Annotated in this window: 17 protein-coding genes; 10 read left to right on the forward strand and 7 right to left on the reverse strand. The window is 59.7% G+C overall.

Annotated elements, in window-relative coordinates; translation table 11 throughout:
- Window positions 1–6: 6 nt before the first annotated feature.
- Window positions 7–1,152, reverse strand: a complete 1,146-nt coding sequence (locus LH365_RS18105) for a hypothetical protein (RefSeq protein ID WP_226746321.1) — start codon at window positions 1,150–1,152, stop codon at window positions 7–9.
- Between the two features lie 285 nt (window positions 1,153–1,437).
- On the opposite strand from LH365_RS18105, the gene LH365_RS18110 reads away from it, so the two are divergent.
- Window positions 1,438–2,148 carry an SURF1 family protein gene (locus tag LH365_RS18110; protein WP_226746322.1) on the forward strand — a complete coding sequence of 237 codons (711 nt, stop codon included), beginning with the start codon at window positions 1,438–1,440 and terminating at the stop codon, window positions 2,146–2,148.
- Window positions 2,149–2,250: 102 nt separating this feature from the next.
- On the opposite strand, the gene LH365_RS18115 is transcribed toward LH365_RS18110, so the two are convergent.
- Window positions 2,251–2,682, reverse strand: a complete 432-nt coding sequence (locus tag LH365_RS18115) for a hypothetical protein (RefSeq protein WP_226746323.1) — start codon at window positions 2,680–2,682, stop codon at window positions 2,251–2,253.
- A 330-nt stretch (window positions 2,683–3,012) separates the two neighbouring features.
- On the opposite strand from LH365_RS18115, the gene cyoA reads away from it, so the two are divergent.
- Genes cyoA through cyoD form a run of 4 tightly spaced genes read left to right on the forward strand, consistent with a single transcriptional unit; the run spans window position 3,013 to window position 7,244 of the window.
- Window positions 3,013–4,044: a ubiquinol oxidase subunit II gene (gene cyoA, locus LH365_RS18120; RefSeq protein WP_226746324.1), complete on the forward strand. Its 1,032-nt coding sequence runs from the start codon at window positions 3,013–3,015 to the stop codon at window positions 4,042–4,044.
- A 51-nt stretch (window positions 4,045–4,095) separates the two neighbouring features.
- A complete protein-coding gene (cyoB, locus tag LH365_RS18125; RefSeq protein ID WP_226746325.1) occupies window positions 4,096–6,123 on the forward strand; it encodes a cytochrome o ubiquinol oxidase subunit I in 2,028 nt (675 codons plus the stop codon).
- A 3-nt stretch (window positions 6,124–6,126) separates the two neighbouring features.
- Complete coding sequence (gene cyoC / locus LH365_RS18130) at window positions 6,127–6,804, forward strand: cytochrome o ubiquinol oxidase subunit III (RefSeq protein ID WP_226746326.1); 678 nt, start codon at window positions 6,127–6,129, stop codon at window positions 6,802–6,804.
- Window positions 6,804–7,244, forward strand: coding sequence for a cytochrome o ubiquinol oxidase subunit IV (cyoD, locus tag LH365_RS18135; protein ID WP_226746327.1), 441 nt, complete (start codon window positions 6,804–6,806; stop codon window positions 7,242–7,244). Before cyoC ends, cyoD begins: the two co-directional genes overlap by 1 nt.
- 210 nt (window positions 7,245–7,454) lie before the next feature.
- On the opposite strand, the gene LH365_RS18140 is transcribed toward cyoD, so the two are convergent.
- Together LH365_RS18140 and LH365_RS18145 are read right to left on the reverse strand one after the other, a co-directional pair.
- The gene (locus LH365_RS18140; protein ID WP_226746328.1) at window positions 7,455–8,546 is read right to left on the reverse strand and encodes a Fic family protein; all 1,092 of its coding nucleotides are present in this window, start codon (window positions 8,544–8,546) and stop codon (window positions 7,455–7,457) included.
- A gap of 589 nt (window positions 8,547–9,135) precedes the next feature.
- Window positions 9,136–10,176 (reverse strand): family 43 glycosylhydrolase, encoded by a 1,041-nt coding sequence (locus tag LH365_RS18145; RefSeq protein WP_226746329.1) that lies wholly within the window; start codon window positions 10,174–10,176, stop codon window positions 9,136–9,138.
- A gap of 148 nt (window positions 10,177–10,324) precedes the next feature.
- Here LH365_RS18145 and LH365_RS18150 point away from each other — a divergent pair, with 148 nt between their 5' ends.
- Window positions 10,325–10,789 (forward strand): hypothetical protein, encoded by a 465-nt coding sequence (locus tag LH365_RS18150; protein WP_226746330.1) that lies wholly within the window; start codon window positions 10,325–10,327, stop codon window positions 10,787–10,789.
- Window positions 10,790–11,388: 599 nt separating this feature from the next.
- Here LH365_RS18150 and LH365_RS18155 read toward each other — a convergent pair.
- The 3 genes from LH365_RS18155 to LH365_RS18165 form a co-directional block, all read right to left on the reverse strand.
- Window positions 11,389–12,477: a replication initiator protein A gene (locus LH365_RS18155; RefSeq protein ID WP_226746331.1), complete on the reverse strand. Its 1,089-nt coding sequence runs from the start codon at window positions 12,475–12,477 to the stop codon at window positions 11,389–11,391.
- Between the two features lie 178 nt (window positions 12,478–12,655).
- The gene (locus LH365_RS18160) at window positions 12,656–13,726 is read right to left on the reverse strand and encodes a ParB/RepB/Spo0J family partition protein (RefSeq protein WP_226746332.1); all 1,071 of its coding nucleotides are present in this window, start codon (window positions 13,724–13,726) and stop codon (window positions 12,656–12,658) included.
- 9 nt (window positions 13,727–13,735) lie between these two features.
- Window positions 13,736–14,881, reverse strand: a complete 1,146-nt coding sequence (locus LH365_RS18165) for an AAA family ATPase (RefSeq protein WP_226746394.1) — start codon at window positions 14,879–14,881, stop codon at window positions 13,736–13,738.
- Between the two features lie 248 nt (window positions 14,882–15,129).
- Here LH365_RS18165 and LH365_RS18170 point away from each other — a divergent pair, with 248 nt between their 5' ends.
- From LH365_RS18170 to LH365_RS18185, 4 genes are all read left to right on the forward strand, one after another.
- Window positions 15,130–15,873, forward strand: coding sequence for a LuxR family transcriptional regulator (locus LH365_RS18170; RefSeq protein ID WP_226746333.1), 744 nt, complete (start codon window positions 15,130–15,132; stop codon window positions 15,871–15,873).
- A gap of 176 nt (window positions 15,874–16,049) precedes the next feature.
- Window positions 16,050–17,738: a methyl-accepting chemotaxis protein gene (locus tag LH365_RS18175; protein WP_226746334.1), complete on the forward strand. Its 1,689-nt coding sequence runs from the start codon at window positions 16,050–16,052 to the stop codon at window positions 17,736–17,738.
- A 189-nt stretch (window positions 17,739–17,927) separates the two neighbouring features.
- Complete coding sequence (locus LH365_RS18180) at window positions 17,928–18,794, forward strand: LysR family transcriptional regulator (protein WP_226746395.1); 867 nt, start codon at window positions 17,928–17,930, stop codon at window positions 18,792–18,794.
- 102 nt (window positions 18,795–18,896) lie between these two features.
- Window positions 18,897–19,901, forward strand: a complete 1,005-nt coding sequence (locus LH365_RS18185; protein ID WP_226746335.1) for a zinc-binding alcohol dehydrogenase family protein — start codon at window positions 18,897–18,899, stop codon at window positions 19,899–19,901.
- Window positions 19,902–19,992: the final 91 nt, after the last annotated feature.

A 19,992-nucleotide genomic window follows, 5' to 3' on the forward strand; every position in this document is an offset into this window, starting at 1 on the left:
CCCAAACTACCAGCTTTGCGCCGTGTCCTCGTCCTCGATATAGAGGGCCGACAGGCTGTCGGAATAGTCCATCAGCAGTTCGGCATATTCTTCGGCCGACAGCCGCTGCATACGATGGACCCGCGCCATGCGATAGTTCCAGAACGAGCTGATATGGCTGAGGATGCCGATATGCTCGCCCAGCTCGAAAAACAGCGATGGCCCGTCGAGCAGGAAGCGGCGGAACGGTCCCGGATCGCGGCCGCGCGTCAGAGCCTGATAGGCCTTGTCGTACACCGCCAGCGTACGACCCACCGAGACGATGGCCTGAGAGATGCGCCGGCCCAGACGCGGGCGGATGTCGCTCAGAAAGTCCAGCACCGCCTTTTCGCGCGTCATCATCGGCTGATAGGTGGCCAGACCGTTCAGCACCTTATTCAGCTCTTCCTGAAGCTCGGTATAGCGCCATTTGAAATAGAGGAAGCCGCGCCACGAAAAGACCCCGTCGGAAAATTCGCCATTCGACAGGCGCAGCGTCATACGCAGCGGGTCCAGTTCGTGATCCAGTTCGTTGGCCAGTATCTTCCCGGCCAGTTTGAGCGTCGCCTGCTGCATGGCCGAGCCGAAGGCTTCACGCACCAGGCTCTCGATCTCACTATTGGCGAAACCGATCATGCGCGCGATGTCGGCCTGAGAAATATGCAGATAGCAGCCCGCCGGGCGATAGCCGCGCCGCCCCAGATGCTCGCGCACCAGAAACGGGTCGAGCGAGGGCAATTCATCGAGCGCGCGCAGCACCTCGGCATCGGGCAGGGTAGCCACGGCCTTGGTGTTATAGATATTGCGCAGGAAGGCATCGTAACCCACTTGGCCCACCAGCACCGACTGGCCGCCCAGCTTCAGGTCTTCGTTGTCGAAGGGCAGGATGATCTTGGTCGTGGTGCGCCGCGGTTTGGCGAACAGATCCTGCTCGTTGGCGCGCAGGGTGTGTTTGAGGATCAGGGCGCGGTTCATCTGCCGGTTGGTGAAAAACGGCTTGAGGCCGTATTCCGGCAGGTCGCCGTGCGTGCGGTACACATGCCCAAGGTTGAGCACCCGCGAGGTCGAGGCCGTCTCGCTGAGATTGGCCAGACTGCGAACATCCTTCTGCCCGACAGAGGAATCGAAAATCATGGGGCCCCCGCCCTGTTTTTGCTTATTGTCAGCCGAAAGAAAGGTTTCGGGGCTTTCGTCCCGTACCTTGTTACCGGCTGACCGTGCGCCGCTGGAGATGACTCCGTTATGCGACTTATGAGATCACAGGGTTAACCATAGGTAAATTTCCACCAGATAGTATACAAATACGACTCTCCTCCCCTACACGTCTGCGTGTAGTGACCGCAGGGTTGTATGGATTTGGGGAGGACGCGGGCGCGTCCATGGATTATAGGACGGGGACATTCCGAAAGGTTCCCCTTCATGCGTCGTCTCATTGCCTTCTTCGCCGTTTCCGTGGTCGTGCTGGCCCTGACCGCGCTGGGCGTATGGCAGGTGCAGCGTCTGATGTGGAAGACGGCGCTGATCGAAACGGTCAATGCCCGCGTGCACCGCGCACCTCAGCCGCTGGTGGCCGGGCCGGGTGGCTGGCCCGCCTTTACGCCCGCCAATGACGAATATCGCCGCGTCACGCTTAGCGGCCATTTCCGTCATGACAAGGAGACGCAGGTCTACGCCCTGACCGACCTTGGCGCGGGCTACTGGGTCATGACGCCGCTGGAAACCGCCGGCGGGACGGTGATCATCAATCGCGGCTATGTGCCGACGGAGCTACGCGCTCCAGAGACAAGGGCGCAGGGTCAGGTCCCCGGAGAGGTGCAGGTTACCGGTCTGGTGCGCATGTCGCAGGACAAGGGCTGGCTGTTCTCGCAACCCAACGATCCGGCGAAGGATCAATGGTTCCTGCGCGACGTGGCGCAGATCGCCAGGGCGCGCGGCGTATCGACGCCGAACTGGTTCATCGATGCCGAAGCCGCAACGGTGTCCGGCGGCTGGCCCAGGGGCGGATTGACCGTGGTGCGCTTCACCAACAACCATCTGGTCTATGCGCTGACATGGTTCACGCTGGCGGCGGGTCTGGCCGGCGGCAGTCTGTGGCTGGTTCGCCGCGGGCGGAAGGCGGAAAAAAAATAGATCTCGCCAAACAGGTCATGGGCCAAAATTAAAAGCGCCCGACCTTTCAGCCGGGCGCTTGTTTGTTTTTTTTGTTTTTCTCGTTTCTATCCCCGTAGGCAATCAGGCGTGGGCCTTGTTGAGCCAGTTCGCCAGACGCTCTTCGTTCTTGTCCATGATGGCCAGCCGCAGGCGGCGGAACGGCCCGTTGATCAGTTCAAGCGACACGTCGAACATGCCCATGCCGCGCCTGGGGGCGGCCGCCGCGACGATGTCTTCACGCGGGATAGCGATGTCGAGCAGGACACCCTGATACTCCAGACGGTCTTCATAGACGCGCAGTTCGCAACGCCACAGGACGGGCACCACGAACAGGGCGATCGCCACCGGGATCAGGCCCAGAACCACGCCCGAAAACTGCTGCATGACCGTGCCGCCGGCCATGTAGGCCTGAGACATAAGCAACACGCCTGCGACAATTTGTAGCAGAGCGGCGCAAACCAGCGCGGACTTTACGCCCAGGCCGAAACGGTAGGTGTGCAGAGCATCCGTCATGTCAGTTCCTCCATACGCAGCGCCCGAACGTCACAAAACTCACACGGGCGTCAATTTCACCCTAGCTTACGCAGCATAACGGTTTGCGCAAGTGGAATCTGCGACAATCTGACACATATGTCATTTATTTATCCACATACCGGCGCATGCTTATGCGTTTTTTACGCAAGTGCCGAATTTAACATAACAAAATTACAACGCTTGTTTTAAGCGCTGCGCGCCCCCCTGAGACAATTTGCCCCTTGCGCTTCCCTGTAATTTCATTAGGACGCGAGCGCTTTGACATTTGAAAACCTCCCGCGCGCGGGACTTACTTCCGGTGAATGCGTCGTGCATCTGAATTTTCTTGAAGGCAGGAACCTGATCCGCAAAGGCCTCGTGGCCGGTCTGATGGCCGCCGCTGCCCTGAGCCTCAGCGGTTGTGACTGGGCGCTGATGGACCCCAAGGGTCCGATCGGTCTGGCGCAGAAGGACCTGATCATTCTGGCCACCCTGCTCATGCTGATCCCGGTCGTGCCGGTCATCTTCATGACCCTGTGGTTCGCCTGGCGCTACCGCGCCTCGAACACCAAGGCGACCTACGATCCTAACTTCGAGCATTCGAACCGCATCGAAGCCGTGGTGTGGGCCATCCCGACCCTGATTATCATCGCGCTCGGCACCGTGACGTGGATTTCCACGCACGAACTGGACCCGCACAAGAAGGTCGAGGCCGTCGCCGAAAAGGCCGGCGTGACCCCGATCGAGGTTCAGGTCGTGGCGCTCGACTGGAAGTGGCTGTTCATCTATCCGCAGTACGGCATCGCTACGGTGAACGAAATGGCCATGCCGGTCGGCGTGCCGGTGCATTTCGAGATCACTTCGGCCAGCGTGATGAACTCCTTCTTCATCCCGCAACTCGGCACGCAGATCTACGCCATGAACGGCATGCAGACCCACCTGTCGCTGCGCGCCGACCATGCCGGCGTCTATGACGGCATCTCGGCCAACTATTCGGGCTTCGGTTTCGCCAATATGAAGTTCAAGGCCAAGGCCGTGGATGAAGCCGGGTTCGAGGCATGGGTCGCCAGCGCCAAGGCCTCGGGCCAGACGCTCGACGCCGACGCCGACGCCTACAAGACGCTGCATCAGAAAAGCACGCTCAAGGCCCCGGCCTTCTACGCCACGGTCCAGCCCGCCCTGTTCAGCAAGGTTGTCAATGGCTGTGCCGATGGCGGCCTGTGCAAGGAAGACGCCTTCAACATGGCGATGATGAAGAATCTTGTCCCCGGCGCGGTTGATTGCGTCGCCCCTGAAATCCTGACCTCGAAAAACAAGACGGCCGACAAGGTGGCGTTGACCAACGCCACTCCGGAAAGCTGATCTCCGATCCGCGTCGCCCTCAAAGATTTGACCCGTAAAGCGATTTAACCCATGTCCAGCCCTGTCGCCGAACTTCACGAAGACCCGCTTCTTCGCTTCCTCTTCGGTAAACTCAACATCGATTCCGTGCCGTGGCACGACCCCATCATCATGGGCGCCGGCGCCGGCATGGTCGGCGCGGCCGTCATCGTGCTCGGCCTGACCACCTACTTCAAGCAGTGGCCGTATGTGTGGAAAGAGTGGTTGACCAGTGTCGACCACAAGAAGATCGGGGTGATGTACATCATCCTCGCCCTCATCATGCTGCTGCGCGGTTTCGCCGACGCCCTGATGATGCGCGCCCAGCAAGCGCTCGCCTCCGCAGGCGGCGAGGGTTTCCTGCCGCCCGACCACTTCGACCAGATCTTCACCGCCCACGGCGTGATCATGATCTTCTTCGTGGCCATGCCCTTCGTCGTCGGCCTGATGAACGTCGTCATGCCGCTGCAGATCGGCGCGCGCGACGTGGCCTTCCCCTACCTGAACTCCTTAAGCTTCTGGTTCACGGCGGCGGGTGCGGTGCTGATCAACGTCTCGCTGGTTATCGGTGAGTTCGCCCATACCGGCTGGCTGGCCTACGCGCCGCTATCGGGGATCGAATTCTCTCCGGGGGTCGGGGTCGATTATTACCTGTGGGCTATCCAGATCGCGGGGATAGGTACGACACTGTCCGGCGTCAACCTGATCGCTACCATCTTCAAGATGCGCGCGCCCGGCATGACCCTGATGCGTATGCCCGTCTTCACCTGGACGACGCTGGCCGCCAACATCCTGATCGTCGCCGCCTTCCCGATCCTGACGGTGACGCTGGCCCTGCTCAGCCTCGACCGCTACCTGGGCATGCACTTCTTCACCAATGACGGCGGCGGCAACGCCATGATGTACGTCAACCTGATCTGGGCCTGGGGCCATCCGGAAGTGTACATCCTCGTCCTGCCCGCCTTCGGTGTCTTCTCGGAGGTCGTCGCCACCTTCTGCCGCAAGCGTCTGTTCGGTTACGACGCCATGGTCTACGCCACCATGGCCATCGCCGTCCTTTCGTTCCTAGTCTGGCTGCACCACTTCTTCACCATGGGTGCCGGCGCCAATGTGAACGCCTTCTTCGGCATCACCACCATGATCATCTCCATCCCGACCGGGGTGAAGGTGTTCAACTGGCTCTTCACCATGTACCGCGGCCGGATCCGCCTCGAAGTACCGATGCTGTGGACGCTGGGCTTCATCATCACCTTCGTCATCGGCGGCGCCACCGGCGTCATGCTGGCCATTCCGGGCGCGGACTTCGTCCTGCACAATTCGGTCTTCCTGATCGCCCACTTCCACAATGTCATCATCGGCGGCGTGCTGTTCGGCTGCATCGCCGGCCTGAACTACTGGTTCCCCAAGGCCTTCGGCTTCAGGCTGCATTCGGGCATCGGCAAGGTCAGCTTCTGGTGCTGGCTGATCGGCTTCTACCTCGCCTTCATGCCGCTCTATGCGCTGGGCCTGATGGGCATGACGCGCCGCCTCAGCCACATGGACAACCCGGTGTGGCACACCTACCTGATCGTCGCCGCCGTCGGCGCGCTGGTCATTCTGGCCGGCATCGTCGCTCAGATCGTGCAGATCGCCTACTCCATCTGGAAGCGCGACGAATTGCGCGACGTCACGGGCGACCCGTGGGACGGCCGCACGCTGGAATGGGCGACCTCTTCGCCGCCGCCCTTCTATAACTTCGCCGTCACCCCGGCCATCGGCAACCACGACTCGTTCTGGGACGCCAAGCAGACCGGTCAGGCCTATGTGCAGCCGGAAACCTACGAGCCCATCCACATGCCGCGCAACACGGCGACGGGCCTGCTGATCGGTCTGGTCAGCATTCCGTTCGGCTTCGCCCTGGTGTGGCATATCTGGTGGCTGGTGGTTGTGACCTTCGTCGGCATGATCGCGCTCGCCATCCTGCACACCTTCAACGAAAACCGCGACTATTACGTCCAGCCTGACGAGATCAAGGCGATCGAGGACGCGCGCTTCGCCCAGCTCAAGAAGACGGAGGCGTAATCCATGAGCAGCCCCTCTACCAACCCGGCGGAAAACCCTCTGGGCGCGTTCAAGGATCAGGTGAAGTCGGCCTACGACCACAATCCGAACGACACCCACCACACGGACGACCATCATCATCACGACGAAGAAGCCAAGGTCACCTTCGGTTTCTGGATCTACCTGATGAGCGACTGCCTGATCTTCGCGACCCTCTTCGCCACCTTCGCGGTGCTGAAGGACGCGACGGCGGGCGGCCCGAACGGTCGTGAACTGTTCGACCTCAGCTTCGTGGCCGTCGAAACCGCCCTGCTGCTGCTCTCATCGCTGACCTTCGGCCTGTCGATGATCTCGATGCAGAATAATAAACTCAACGGCGTCATCGGCTGGCTGGCCGTCACCGGCCTGCTCGGCCTCGGCTTCATGGGCATGGAACTCTATGAGTTCAACCACCTGATCCACGAAGGTGCCGGTCCCGACCGCTCGGCCTTCCTGTCGTCCTTCTTCACGCTGGTCGGCACCCACGGCCTGCACGTGACGTCGGGCCTGATCTGGATGGGCGTCATGTTCGTCCACCTCTTCCGCCGCGGCCTCACCCCCGCCAACCGTATCCGCATGATGGAACTGAGCCTCTTCTGGCACTTCCTCGACATCATCTGGATCGGCGTTTTCAGCATCGTCTACCTGATGGGAGCCGCCTGATGCACATCCCTGACAAGCCCACCCTACACAAGGCCAACGACCCGCATACCGAGCTGGCCGACCACCACGCGGTCGACAAGCTGAACCATGGCCATGGTCACGGTCATGACCACGGCGCGGGCCACGCCTCCGTGAAGGATTACCTGATCGGTTTCGCTCTGGCGGTGATCCTGACGGCCATCCCGTTCGCCCTGACCATGCTGAAGATTCTGCCGGCGTCGACTCTTGTGCCGGTTATCCTCATCCTCGGCGTGATCCAGATCGTGGTGCACCTGTACTACTTCCTGCACATGAACACCTCGTCCAGCCAGGTGTGGAACAACCTCGCCTTCGTCTTCACAGCGATTATCCTCGGCATCCTGATCGTGGGCTCGCTGTGGGTCATGACGCACCTCAACCACAACATGGCCCCCGGCATGATGGGCGGCGGTATGGGTTAAGGCTTTGGGCTGAGTGCCAAAGATGCTGAAGGCCGCTCAGGATTTTCCTGAGCGGCCTTTTCCTTTGAAGCGATGAAGACGCAGGGGCCGCGGGCCCCTGCACCCCGATACAGGGCGCGCACGCACTTTCGGACGAAGCCCCCTCCTATCTTGGTAGCAGACGCCGGTCTTAACGTTTGCGCTCACCATCAGGAGGGCATCCCCTGTGTCCTAACCTTCCGACACTTCAAGGAACAACCGTACCAGTTTTGTATTGATGTAGTAGTTGCTTTTGCCTGACCGGTGTTTCTCCACAAAGCCTTGCTCAGCCAGCGTATCGAGGTAGCGCGCCGCCGTCTGGCGGGTCACGTTCAGATCGTTCTGAACGTACTCAATCCGCGTGTAGGGGTGACGAAACAGATTGTTCAGCAAATCCTGGCTGTAAAGCTTCGGCAATTTGTCGCGCATCTGATGCTTTGCACTGGCCATTTGATCGCGGATACCTTCGACCAGGCGCACAGTGGTAACAGAGGTTTGCGCCACGGCTTCAAGCATGAAAACGACCCAGTCTTCCCATGCGCCGTCGTCGCGCACCGCTTGGAGCAGGCGATAATAGTCGCTCTTATGCCTGGTAATATGCCGTGACAGATAGAGGATCGGAATATCCAGAAGGCCCGTCCGCGTCAGATAAAGCACATTCAGTATCCGACCGATCCGTCCATTCCCATCAGGAAAGGGGTGGATGCTTTCAAACTGATGATGAATCAGCGCCATTTTGATTAACGGATCAAGGGGCGACAGTTCGTCATCATTGATGAACCGCTCCAGTGCCCGCATGTGATGTAAAATCGCCTGCCCATCCTGCGGCGGTACAAAGACAGTTTCACCGGTCGTTTCATTCCTCAACGCGGTACCCGGCATGACACGGAAACTGTCGTCTCGTCGCTTGAGTAATCGGAACATCTCGATCAGGACAGCGTTGGTGATGAGGCCGTTTGTCCGGCGCAAGCGCTCATGGCCCAACCGTACGGCATCCCGATAAAGCGCTACCTCCTTGGCGGCGGGAGATTGCGGGTCGTCGGGAAAGAGGTCGGCCTGAAACAGCTCATCCTGAGTGGTGACGATATTCTCGATTTCGGATGAAGCCTTCGCTTCCTGCAAGGCCAGCGTGTCGATCAGTATGCCTTGATTGGGGATAGTCCTCGCCTGCCCTTTTAGATCGGCCAAGGCACGGCTGGCCATAGTCAGCGCCCTATAGACGCGCACAGTCTCCAGTTCGACAGGTGGCGGCAAATCGGGAATGGCGTAGCTTTGAACCAGCATGGTGTCTATTTTAACATGTTACACGTAACATGTTATTAAAAATTCATTTAATTAACATGAAATGCGAAATATGTTCGCTACAGCGTGTTTTTCGAACATGACAAAGTGCATACGGGGTGGGGTCTACCCGTCCCTACGTCTTGAAAGGCGTGAAACGCCCATTCCCGCATACCGCGAATTCGGTATATACTATCGCGTTAACATTCAATTCACCTAACGTCGATATTTAAAACGTGGCGCTACTCTTACGGGTTGGCCGTTCTGCCGTCCTCGGCGGAAGACTGTCCGGTTGGCTCCCGGGAGGTTGCAGGCCGGGATGACTGCAGGACCGTGTACAATTGCCCCGTTGCCCACGGTCCTGCCTCTTCTCCCTCAGTTTGACGCGATACTTTGGCGCTGAGAATTTCAAAATCGACCCCATCAACGTAAAGCCACTTAGAAAGCTCTGTGAGCGGCTTTTTACGTTTTTGGCACTACATATCGGAAAATCAAACGAAGGGCGCTCAGAGGCCGCCTGAGCGGCTCGACACGACAGGTGGCGCAAGGCAAGCCATCTCAAACCCTAAGACTCTGATTTTGAATCAATTTTTCAGCGCTTGTGCGGCCCAACCTTGACCGGCTCGCCGAAATCCGGCGTTCCGTCCTTGCGATAGCGGAAATATTGGATACGCGTGTGGCGGTTCGGGTCGAACAGCGAGTTGCCCTTGATCTCCTTGTAGTCGCGCGCGTGATAGACGATGACATCGCGGCCATTTCCGTCGACCGTGAAGCCATTGTGCCCCGGCCCCCAGATATTGTTTGTTTCCGAGCTGACGAAGACCGGTACGGGCGATTTGGTCCACGCAGCCGGGTCCATCAGGTCGGCGTCGTCCTTGGCCGTCAGAAGCCCCAGGCAATAGTTATGGTCCGTCGCCGACGCCGAGTAGGTCAGGAAGACGCGACCGTTACGGATCAGCACCGCCGGGCCTTCCGCGACCTTGTACTTCACCGTCTCCCAGTCATAGGTCGGGATGGTCAGCCGCACCGGCGTCCTGGCAAAGGTCGTCGCCGTCGCCAGAGGCGCTATGTACAGATTCGAATTGGTGTCGATACCCGGTTCCTTCTGCGCCCATATCATGTAGGTGACGCCCTTGTGCTCGAACAGGCTGGCGTCGAGATTGAAGGTGTCCCACGGCATCTGAACCTGAACCGGCGCGTTCCACTTCGCCGTCAGCGGATTGGCCTCCGCCGTCGAGATGACGTAGGTGCGGACGCGGAACGGCTCACCCTTGTCCCCTGCCCCGAAATACAGACGCCACTGACCCTGGAAATGGTGCAATTCCGGCGCCCAGATATAGCCGCCCATCTTGCCTTCGGTCGGACGCCGCCACACCACCACCTCTTCGGCCGCCGTCAGTCCGCCAAGCGTCTTCGAGCGGCGAATAACCAGACGATCATATTCCGGCACCGTCGCCATGAAATAATAATAGCCATCGACGTGCTTCAGAATCTGCGGATCGGCGCGCTGCGGCACAACGGGATTGACGATCTGAGGCGTTGCCGCCTGCGCCAGACCCGGCGCCCCTAACCCCGCCGCCGCTGCCGAGCCGATGAAAAAGCGGCGCGAAAGATGGCTGTGATCGTCGCTCATGGTCGGGCTCCCGTTGTTATTATGTCGTACAATTATCTAACCGCCCTCCCCCGCCCTGTCAAAGGGCGCGACACGACGAAATCGTTTGGGCAGCTATGCGTACCGGAGAAGTCTGGTATCTTCATCCTAACGGGACGCGGGAGGACCAATGGCAGATCAACAAACCAAGGGCTGGGGCGAGACTGGGCGGGTTCTGTTGGCCTTTCTCTTGGCTCCGCTTCCCCTGCCCTTTTTCACCTCGGCGGCGTTGAGGGAACCTTCGTTTCTCTTAAGCCTGTTTGTTCCCGCCTATCTTTTCGCATGGACCGCCCTTTTCCTTTTCGGCCTCCCCTGGCACTTCCTCATGAAGGCGTTAAAACAGCGCTCCATCCTCGGTTATCTCGTCGGAGGCAGCCTCGCCGGAACCATACTGTGGGTTCTGTTTTTCGGGAGCGTATCTACTCAGTCCGTCATTGATGCGATTCTTGAACTGGCTACAGGTCAACACTATTTGCCGCAGCTCGGTTTTGCGCTCGGTTCAGGCCTTATATGTGCAGGGGTATTCTGGTGGGTCGTCATCCGCTGGTCTGGCCCGTTTCACTCAACGCGCCCTAGGCTCGATCAAAACCTTTGAGTCCCTCTCAAAATATCTAAAATCTCTAAGGCCGTTAGAGGGGTTTAAGAGTCTTAAGTTACAGAGTTAAGGCTCTACCAAAGACCGAAATCCGCAAACAAATCAGATTTCTCTGATAGACCTTCGTTCCCGTTGTGTCGCGTCCTCGTTCCCGAAGTGTCAAAGGCAGCGTTCCTGAAGTGTCAGGGGATTGTTCCCGATGTGCCGAAGGCCGTTCCCGAAGTATCGAAACTCCGGTGCACAGGCTCTGAAATTGAATCAATTTGGCCGAAGGCCCCGCCAAACTCATTCAAACCGATTCCCATTGTGTCAATAGATTCGCTTTTTGCGCGGCTTTTGCGGGGACAGGTCGGCAAAGGTGCGAGGTGATTCGTCACTTCAGGAACGCTTTTGTCGCGGGGATAGATAAAGAACGAAAATCAGAAAGCGTAAAGACGCAGGGGCCGCAGGCCCCTGCACCCCATAACCGGGCGCTTCAATCGGTGCCGACAATGCGCGGTGAAATGGATTAAGGGGCTTCGCCCGAAATTATACGCACATGGAGAGTATCGGGGTGCAGGGGCCTGCGGCCCCTGCGTTCTTCCTCTTTTCACGATGAACTAGGCCCGCAACTGATGGCGGTTCTTCTCGTGATAACGCTTCACGAAGCCGATAAAGGCGCTCTGATAGCGGTCCGGCGCGCGGTCGGCGCTTTCGGCCAGCCAACCGCGGAAGTCCGAATGCAGGGCGTGGAAGTCCCAGCCGCGATAGTGCTTGCGCAGATGCTCCAGCGTGTCCTCGCTGATATAGCCGCGGGGCTCTTCGTTGGCGGAGACGGGCTTTGCCTTCGGGGCGGGTTTGATGACTTCTATCGGCGTGGCAGCGAGGTCGCGGCGGACCATTTGCAGCAGAGGTTCGCGTGAGGTGGCGGCTTCGATGAGGCTGAGGTCGTAGCCGGGCAGGTCGTTGCGGCGGACGATGGCGGCCATTTCGAACTTGAAGCGGCGGTACTGGCCTTCGGCCCCGGACTTCTCGAACAGGGTCGGCAGGGCGATGGCGAAACCGCCCTCGCCTGCCCCACCGGCATGTTTGCGGGCGACCTTGTACAGCCAGCGTTCGCGGCCGCCGGTGATGTCGAAATAGGCCCGATCAATCGACAGGACGCCGCCATTCATCAGCACACCGTCGTAGAACCAGCTCGACAGCGAAAGGCTCAGGCCGCGTGAGCGCTCGGTCTTTTCATCGACCAACTGGCTCCAGTTATCGAGCCAGGAGAAGGTGGCTTCGCGGCGCAGGTCCGAGCGGATATTGGTCTTGACCGTGGTCGATTGCAGCCTATCCAGCGCCTGTCCCAGCAATTCGTAGGAGCGCCCGGAGATTGGGCGGCCGATCGAGCGCAGCAGATCGTAGGGCATGATCTTCAGCGTGCGCGGGATCTCGTTGACCCGGCGCTGCTTCAAATCGTTGAGCACGCTGGCGCAATAGATGAGGATGTCGGCGTCCCAGATGGTCGCCATGCCGTAGTCGGGATTGGCCGAGACGTGGACCCAGACCTTACCGTCGGGCGAGGTGTAATCGATGGGCTTGAGACGCTTGGACTTGGCGAGACTGAAGAAGGGCCGCTCCATCATCTCGCGCTGATCGCGCAGGCTCAGATCGGCCAGATAGGGCAGGAAGAGATCGATCTGTTCGGACTTGTCTTCGGCCATAAATCTACGAGGTCAGGAGCGGATCGACGGAAGTTTCCTCAAAGAAACTTTTTCATAAACCGATTCTCAGAAAGAGGTGAGTATCGGGGTGTGGGGCCTGCGGCCCCACGAATCTTAAAGGTGTAAAGACTTGGGGCCACAGGCCCCAAACCCAAAAGTTTCCTCAAGGAAACCTCCTCTAGCGCAGCCCCTTGCCCTGCTTGTCCAGCGCTTCCAGCGCCTTGCGGAAGAGGTCGGTCAGTTCGCGCGGCGACGCCCCGGAACCGGCATGGAGGCGGAGCGAGACGCCGTTGCGGTTCGACGACATGACGCTGAGCGCCGGGCGGCCGGAGGGGGCGGGGAGGGTGATCAGACTGCGGTCTTCGGACGCTGAGGGCGCATCGACGGTCAGAAGCTGACGTACTACCTCGGCTGCGGGTACGGACGGACCGCCACGGAAACTTGCCTGCATTTTTGCCAGTTCTTCAGCGGCGTACTTCATCAGCGGTAGAAGCTCGACGTCGTTGGCGGCCTCCAGCGTCTGGATGCGCTGTGCCAGCGGGTAGCAGGTGGCGAGTTGAATATCGGCGGGGCTGGCAAAGGCGGCGACGGCCCAGTCGGGCAGGGCGCCGACGCTGAGCATTTTCGATAGCCAGCCCTTCGACAGGCGCAGACGCTCGGCCATACGCACCTGCTTGCCGCCATAGTGCTGATCGAGCGCGGCGAGATAGGTGCGGGCGCGCTCGAAGTCCGAAACGTCCTTGCGCGCGCGATTTTCGATGTCGGAGATGCGGAAGGCCGACTCGTCGTCCAGTGCATAGACCTGCGCCAGGAACATCATGTCCGGATAGTTGTTGGCGCGCAGCCAGGAGATGGCCCAGTGACGACGCGAACCGGCAATGACTTCGTAATCGTGGTCGGGATCGTTATCGACGCGACGGACGACGGCCGGCACCTTCTGACCGCCTTCGGCGAGAATAGAGTCGATCAGTTCGCGGCAATTGGCTTCGTTGAGCGACTCTTGATGGCGCGGATTGCCGCTCCAGATGCGCACGCGCGCCGGATCGAGCAGAAGCTGGGTGACCTGCCTGACCTCGCCATTGGCGACGCGGGCCAGAGCGGATTCGCGGGCCAGAAGCGTGTTGGCCGAGCGCACCGAGGCGGGGGCAGGGGCGCCGGGCGCCGGCGAGGGGGCTGCAGGTGCAGGCGCACTTTCAGCCAGCGCATCGTTGAGAAGGGCGGAGAGGTAATCGGACTGGCGTTTGGACATGATGTCTCCTTACAAGGCGGCGGTCAGCGCCGCGCCCTTCTCATTATCCACCCGGCCCCAGCGCAGGCGGATAAGTTTTTCGATCTGGCCCATGGCTTCGTCGATATTGTTGCGGCAGCGCTTGTGCGTTTTCGGTGTCCCCACAGGCTTTTCCAGCTCGTAGACCGTCATCATGCGCAGCGCCGCATGGCTGATTTCGGCGGACTCCAGTATGGGGATAGGTAGAAGCGCCGGACCGAAGGCCTGTTCCATGATGCGCTGGATCATGGCGTGGCTGGGGTCGTTGGAATTGAACTTCGAGCAGATCAGGCGGCAGAAGTCGTATTCGACCTGAATGCCGGCTTCCTGAAGCTGATTGATCACCTGCGACATCATAGACAGAAACTGCACGGTCGAACAGAAGTCCGGCGTGGTTGCCGCCAGCGGCACCAGCAGCGCATTGGCGGCCTGCATGACGGCCAGCGAGATGGTGCCCAGCGCCGGGGGCGGGTCGAGCAGAACAACGTCGTAATCCTGCGCCAGTTCGTTTAAGCCTTGTTTCAATTTGCGGAAGCGCGAGGCGAGGGTGCCGCCGCCACCCGAACCGGCTGCCGCCAGTTCATACTCGACGTCGAACATTTGCAGGTTCGACGGGATGAGGTCGACATTGGGCCAGATGGTCGACTTGACCGCATAGTGCAGGCTGTCCTCGGTCGGCTCGATCGACAGATAGGGATAGAGGGTCTCTTCGCGCCGGATGGCGAAGTGCGGATTGAATCCGAACAGGGTCGTGGTGGTGGCCTGACTGTCGCAATCGACGACCAGCACGCGATAGCCCTGAACGGCGAGATAATGGGCAAGGTGCGTGGTGACGGTCGATTTGCCGACGCCACCCTTGAAGTTCTGCACGGTGATGATGGCCGGCGGGTCTTCGGGCGAGCGGCGTGGCGAGGCCCCCAGCACCTGACGCATGTTGAGCAGGGCCGGTATGTCGTAGCCGAGACGCCGGCCGGTATCGCTTTCGGGCGGCAGGGGCAGGCGACCATCCTGTTCGGCCATGCGGATGCGATTGGTGGAGCAGCCCAGGAGTTCAGCGGCCTCGGCGATGCCCAGACGCACATTCAGCGCCTTGGTAGCGCCAGGCAGGAAGGCGGTGCGGCGCAAACGCTCGACCATCTGCTCACCGGCCTGAGCCAGTTGTGTGATTCGCTCGGCTTCGGCCAGGTGAAGAGCATCAAACCCCTCATTATTCCAATGATTTGCGTTCATTTTGATGTTACCGAAAGCCGTTGAATGAAATGTAAGGGAAATTTACCCTTAAAGCTTCAATCGCGCCAAGAGGTAAATATCACGTTAACCCTAATGATGGATGGCTTCACACCGTCACGCAATCGCCCTAAGCCAGTCCCTCAGGAGGTGCAGCCATGCCCAGCTATGTCCGGTCCCGGCTTTTGGCGGCGCGTGAGTTCGCGCTTGATGAGCTATCGGTTCTCAGGGAAAGCGATCCGGCCTTTGACGGAGCCATAATCGAGACCATCCGGGCGTTTGCGCCCTTCGACGCCTATTGTTTCAGTGGGGTGGACCTGGACGGGTGCCGGGCGGGGTCGGGCATTCTACTGTCCACCGACATGCCCCTCGATATGCTGGCGACCTATAGCCGGGAAGGCTTCATCCAAACGGATCCTCTGATAGCCGCCCTCACTTCTGAAGCGCCGGATGCCGCCTGGGATGAATTGCCGGATACCGTCACAGGCACCCCTGCCGCGAGGCGACTGTCGCAGTTGATGGAGACCTATCTTCTGCCGCCACGCCTCGTCTTTTCCTTCTGGAATGAACAGGGAGAGCTTTATGGGGCGGCGACGTTTGCCCGCGCCAGGCCCTTTTCGGCGGCCGAACGCCAACTCTTAAAATGGGTGGCCTCACGGTTGCACGCGGCGATGCAGGCCCCTGTCCTTACCCGCTTCAATGCGCAGATAGGCCTTACGGATAAGGAGTTGGCATGTCTGGAACTGGCGTCGCGGGGACACAGCAGTTCTGAAATCGCCAGTCGGCTCGCCCTGAGCGCTGAGACCGTCGACACCTATTTCAAATCCCTGTCGCGCAAGATGCAGGTGCGTAATCGCACTCAGGCCGTGGCGGACGCTTTGAGGATCGGTTTGATACACTAATCAGAAAGCATCTTTTTTAAAGACGCGACCATGCACCATTAATCATTGCGCAACGAATAGGTCCCAAAATCGGATAGCAATGTTTTTCGATGGTTGACGACCGCTTAATAACACTCGGCATCAGGCATCAGGTATAAAATGCGGCGGCCGATACCGCCGTCGGGCGGGAGACGCGTATGAAACTGTCGGATATCAAAATCGGTACCAAGATTCTGGCCATTATCCTTGCGTTCGGCCTGTCGGCCATCGGCATGACTGTGTGGCAGAACGCCAACATCATGGAGGCGGAAAAGGCCTATGATAAGGTTATAAGCTCATATGACGCCGCTCTCTTGTCTGGGGCGCGTATGAACCAGAATGTCTATGCCATTCAGGGCGCTATCAATGGTCTGGCGTTTCAGTCCTGCCCCAGCAAGGCCTGTGACATCTACGAAGAACAGGTCAAGCTGGCGAATGAACGCTTCACGCAACGCTATGCCGATCTGATCCGGTTTGCGCCCGAATACAAGGCGGAATTCGAGCCGCTGAAGGTGCGCTTTGACGCCCTTTCCCACGAGATCAGAACCCGGCACCTTGACCTTGCCCGCGCCAATGACACCCAGGCGCTCGCGCCCGAACTGGCCGCCCAGGCCGAGACGGTCGCCCAACTCACAACCGATATCCGCAACACCGTGGATACCCGCCAGAAAGAAAACGACGCCATCGTGGAGACGTTGGGGGAGAAAATTCATTCAGATGCGCTGAAGGGCCTGATCCTTTCCGTGGTTGTGGTCGCCCTGATTACCGGCCTCGCCGCCTATATCGCCTTCGGTGATATCGTTCGCTCTCTGCGTCGGCTTACCGATCAGATGTCGCAGGTGGCGAAGGGGGCGCTGGACCTCAAGATCGATGGTCAGACGCGCGGCGATGAAATCGGTCTGATGGCGCAGGGGCTGGAGGGGTTCCGGCAGGGGCTGTTCGAGGCCGAGGCCCTGCGCAGCGAAGCCGAAGCGCTTAAAAAACGCGCTGAAGAGGACCGCCGTCAGGCGATGCTGAAACTGGCCGACGATTTTGAAGCGTCGGTGGGGCAGGTCGTCTCCATGGTGTCGGCGGCCGCGACGGAAATGCAGGCGTCCGCCGCGCAACTCACCGCGACGGCGCAGGAAACCGCGGCTCAGTCCGTTGCGGTTTCGTCGGCCGCGGAAGAGGCCGGGACCAACGTCACCTCCGTGGCCTCGGCGGCGGAAGAAATGGGCGCGTCGGTCAGCGAAATCGGGCGTCAGGTCGCGTCCTCGGCCCAGACGTCGCGAGACGCCGTGTCGCAGGCCGACGCCGCTTCCGAAGTCGTGAACGAACTGAGCGAGGTGGCCACCTCCATTAACGGCATCGTCGATCTGATTGCCGGCCTGGCGGGACAGACCAATCTTCTGGCGCTGAACGCCACCATTGAGTCGGCGCGCGCCGGTGAGGCGGGCAAAGGCTTCGCCGTGGTGGCGTCGGAGGTCAAGGCGCTGGCCGGACAAACCGCCAAGGCCACGACCGATATCTCGGCGCGTATCGCTCAGATACAGGAGTCAACCGGTAAGGCCGCGGCGGCCTTCCGTAACATTACGTCCACGATTCAAAATATCGACGCCACCAATACGATGATTTCGGCGGCGGTGGAGCAACAATCGGCGGCGACGCAGGAGATCATACAGGCTGTCAATCAGGCGTCCCTGGGGACGCAGGAGGTGACGATCAACATTACCGGTGTAGCGCAAGCGTCAAACCAGACCGGCGATGCGGCTGCGCAGGTACTTACCTCTTCGGGCGAACTTGCCCAGCAGGCGGAGCGGCTGCGACATGAAATGGATCAGTTCCTGGCGACCGTGCGCGCCGCCTGATCCCACCCACTTCGACCGCGCTGCGTGCGTAAGGTGCGGTTGTAGAGAGACGGTACGGCGGGCCCCCTCAGCCGTATCGTCTCTACCCTTGTCTTCGGATCAGAACCAGATAAGTTCCATTCACCATTGGTGATTGGGGCTTTGTTTTTGCCAAAATCTATTCAAAATCGGATGAACATAGCTTCGGAGCTGTCGTGGGACGACCTGCGACTGGTGCTGGCCATCCACCGCGAAGGCACCCTGTCCGCCGCCGGCAAGACCTTGAACCTCAGTCAGCCGACTATGGGGCGGCGTCTGGAGGCGGCGGAGGCGGCTTTGGGGGAGCGTTTGTTCCAGCGCACAACGCGGGGTCTGGTGGCCACGGGATTGGGTCTGACGGTGGCCGGGCACGCCAGGGCTATGGAAGATGAGGTTCTGGCCCTGTCACGGCGCCTGACGGGGGCTCAGCAGGCCCTATCGGGGGTGATCCGGGTGTCGGCTTCCGAATGGTTTTTCAATCATGTACTGATGCCCGTGTTCGAGGGCTTTATGGCGGCTCATCCGCAGGTGGTGATAGAGGCGGTCGTGGAAACGCGGGCGCTGGATCTCGATCGGCGCGAGGCCGATCTGGTGTTTCGCTTCGGTGGATTTACTGACGGTAATGCCGTGCAGCGCAAGCTGACGGAGATTGGTTATGGGCTTTACGCCTCGGCCTCTTATCTCAACCGTCACGGTTTGCCGGAACCCGATGACGGCGAAAATCATCGGTTGATTTTAATGGACGAAGCCTTCGGGCATCTGAGCGATGTCGTGTGGCTGCAAAGGCTTCTGCCGGGGGCCGCTCCGGGATTCCGCTCCAACAGCCGCGATCTTCAGGCCATGGCCGCCGTCGCTGGGCGGGGCCTGGCGGTTTTGCCGGCCCTTGTCGCCCGCCCCCTGGGTCTGGTGCCGGTCGATCTGGGCGAAGAGGCGCCCGGTCGGGAGGTGTTTCTGGCATATCATGCCGATCTGAAGCCCATGGCCCGGCTGCGGGCGCTGATCGATTATGTGACGCAAACCGTGCCGTCACGGCTCTAATCTATTCATTTTTGCATGAATATTATACCATAATGGGCATTTTCAGTCTGCGTGAATGGACTATATGGCGATCATCGTCCCTTTGATGATAAGGAGCCTCAGATGAAAGCCATTGGCTATAGCGAAACCGGTCCTGCCGCCGTCCTGCGTGATCTCGACTTGCCCAAGCCCTTCGCCGGACCTCGCGATCTGATCGTCAGGGTCGAAGCCATGTCGGTTAATCCTGCCGATACCAAACTGAGACGCTTCGCAGCGCCCCCCGATGGTCAACCGCGCGTGCTGGGATTCGACGCCGCCGGGGTCGTTGAGTCGGTCGGTTCGGACGTCGCTCTGTTCAGGCCCGGTGATGAGGTGTTTTACGCCGGTGACATCATGCGGTCAGGCACAAACGCCGAGTTTCACGCCGTCGACGAACGCATTGTCGGCCATAAGCCCAGGAGTCTGAGCTTTGCCGAAGCGGCGGCCCTGCCCCTGACGGCCATCACCGCATGGGAGATATTGTTCGAGCGTTTGCGGGTCTTACGCGACGCTTCCGCCGCGCCGCAAACCCTGCTGGTAATCGGTGGGGCAGGGGGCGTGGGGTCAATATTGATTCAGATCGCCAGACGTCTGACCAACCTCACCGTTATTGCCACGGCTTCGCGACCGGAAACTGTCCAATGGGTTGAAAAGATGGGGGCGAACGCGGTTATCAATCATCGATTCCCCTTGCACGAAGAACTGAAGCGCATCGGTATTCCGCAGGTCGATCTCATTGCCAGCCTGACGGCCAGCGACCGGCATTATGAGGCTTTGAAAGAGGCCATCAAACCGCAGGGTCATATCGCGCTGATCGACGATCCCGACACCTTCGACATCGTGCCGTTCAAGCGCAAGAGCGTCACTCTGAGTTGGGAGTTCATGTTTACTCGCGCCGCCTTTCAGACGCCGGACATGATCGAACAGCATAGGCTGCTCAACGCCGTGGCGGCGATGGTCGATCGCGGCGAACTGATCACCACTCTGACGCAGGACGCCGGCCCGGTCACGGCCGCCAATCTGATCCGTGTGCACGAGCAGGTCGAGACGGGGAGCGGCATAGGTAAAACAGTTTTGAGTGGGTTTTAGGATATGAAGGACCCAATCGGCAGGGCTAAAACATCGACTTGTTTCGGTCTTTGGTTGATGCTTTGATCGTCACGGCTCAGTGAAAGCAAGA

It is taken from the genome of Asticcacaulis sp. AND118 (assembly GCF_020535245.1).
In the GTDB taxonomy this organism is placed as follows: domain Bacteria; phylum Pseudomonadota; class Alphaproteobacteria; order Caulobacterales; family Caulobacteraceae; genus Asticcacaulis.

What these genes read in the sequence shown, in the direction of transcription:
- LH365_RS18105 (WP_226746321.1), bottom strand. Translation starts at nt 1,152, where the DNA reads ATGATTTTCGATTCCTCTGTCGGGCAGAAGGATGTTCGCAGTCTGGCC.
- LH365_RS18110 (WP_226746322.1), top strand. Translation starts at nt 1,438, where the DNA reads ATGCGTCGTCTCATTGCCTTCTTCGCCGTTTCCGTGGTCGTGCTGGCC.
- LH365_RS18115 (WP_226746323.1), bottom strand. Translation starts at nt 2,682, where the DNA reads ATGACGGATGCTCTGCACACCTACCGTTTCGGCCTGGGCGTAAAGTCC.
- cyoB (WP_226746325.1), top strand. Translation starts at nt 4,096, where the DNA reads ATGTCCAGCCCTGTCGCCGAACTTCACGAAGACCCGCTTCTTCGCTTC.
- cyoC (WP_226746326.1), top strand. Translation starts at nt 6,127, where the DNA reads ATGAGCAGCCCCTCTACCAACCCGGCGGAAAACCCTCTGGGCGCGTTC.
- cyoD (WP_226746327.1), top strand. Translation starts at nt 6,804, where the DNA reads ATGCACATCCCTGACAAGCCCACCCTACACAAGGCCAACGACCCGCAT.
- LH365_RS18140 (WP_226746328.1), bottom strand. Translation starts at nt 8,546, where the DNA reads ATGCTGGTTCAAAGCTACGCCATTCCCGATTTGCCGCCACCTGTCGAA.
- LH365_RS18145 (WP_226746329.1), bottom strand. Translation starts at nt 10,176, where the DNA reads ATGAGCGACGATCACAGCCATCTTTCGCGCCGCTTTTTCATCGGCTCG.
- LH365_RS18150 (WP_226746330.1), top strand. Translation starts at nt 10,325, where the DNA reads ATGGCAGATCAACAAACCAAGGGCTGGGGCGAGACTGGGCGGGTTCTG.
- LH365_RS18155 (WP_226746331.1), bottom strand. Translation starts at nt 12,477, where the DNA reads ATGGCCGAAGACAAGTCCGAACAGATCGATCTCTTCCTGCCCTATCTG.
- LH365_RS18160 (WP_226746332.1), bottom strand. Translation starts at nt 13,726, where the DNA reads ATGTCCAAACGCCAGTCCGATTACCTCTCCGCCCTTCTCAACGATGCG.
- LH365_RS18165 (WP_226746394.1), bottom strand. Translation starts at nt 14,881, where the DNA reads ATGGTCGAGCGTTTGCGCCGCACCGCCTTCCTGCCTGGCGCTACCAAG.
- LH365_RS18170 (WP_226746333.1), top strand. Translation starts at nt 15,130, where the DNA reads ATGCCCAGCTATGTCCGGTCCCGGCTTTTGGCGGCGCGTGAGTTCGCG.
- LH365_RS18175 (WP_226746334.1), top strand. Translation starts at nt 16,050, where the DNA reads ATGAAACTGTCGGATATCAAAATCGGTACCAAGATTCTGGCCATTATC.
- LH365_RS18185 (WP_226746335.1), top strand. Translation starts at nt 18,897, where the DNA reads ATGAAAGCCATTGGCTATAGCGAAACCGGTCCTGCCGCCGTCCTGCGT.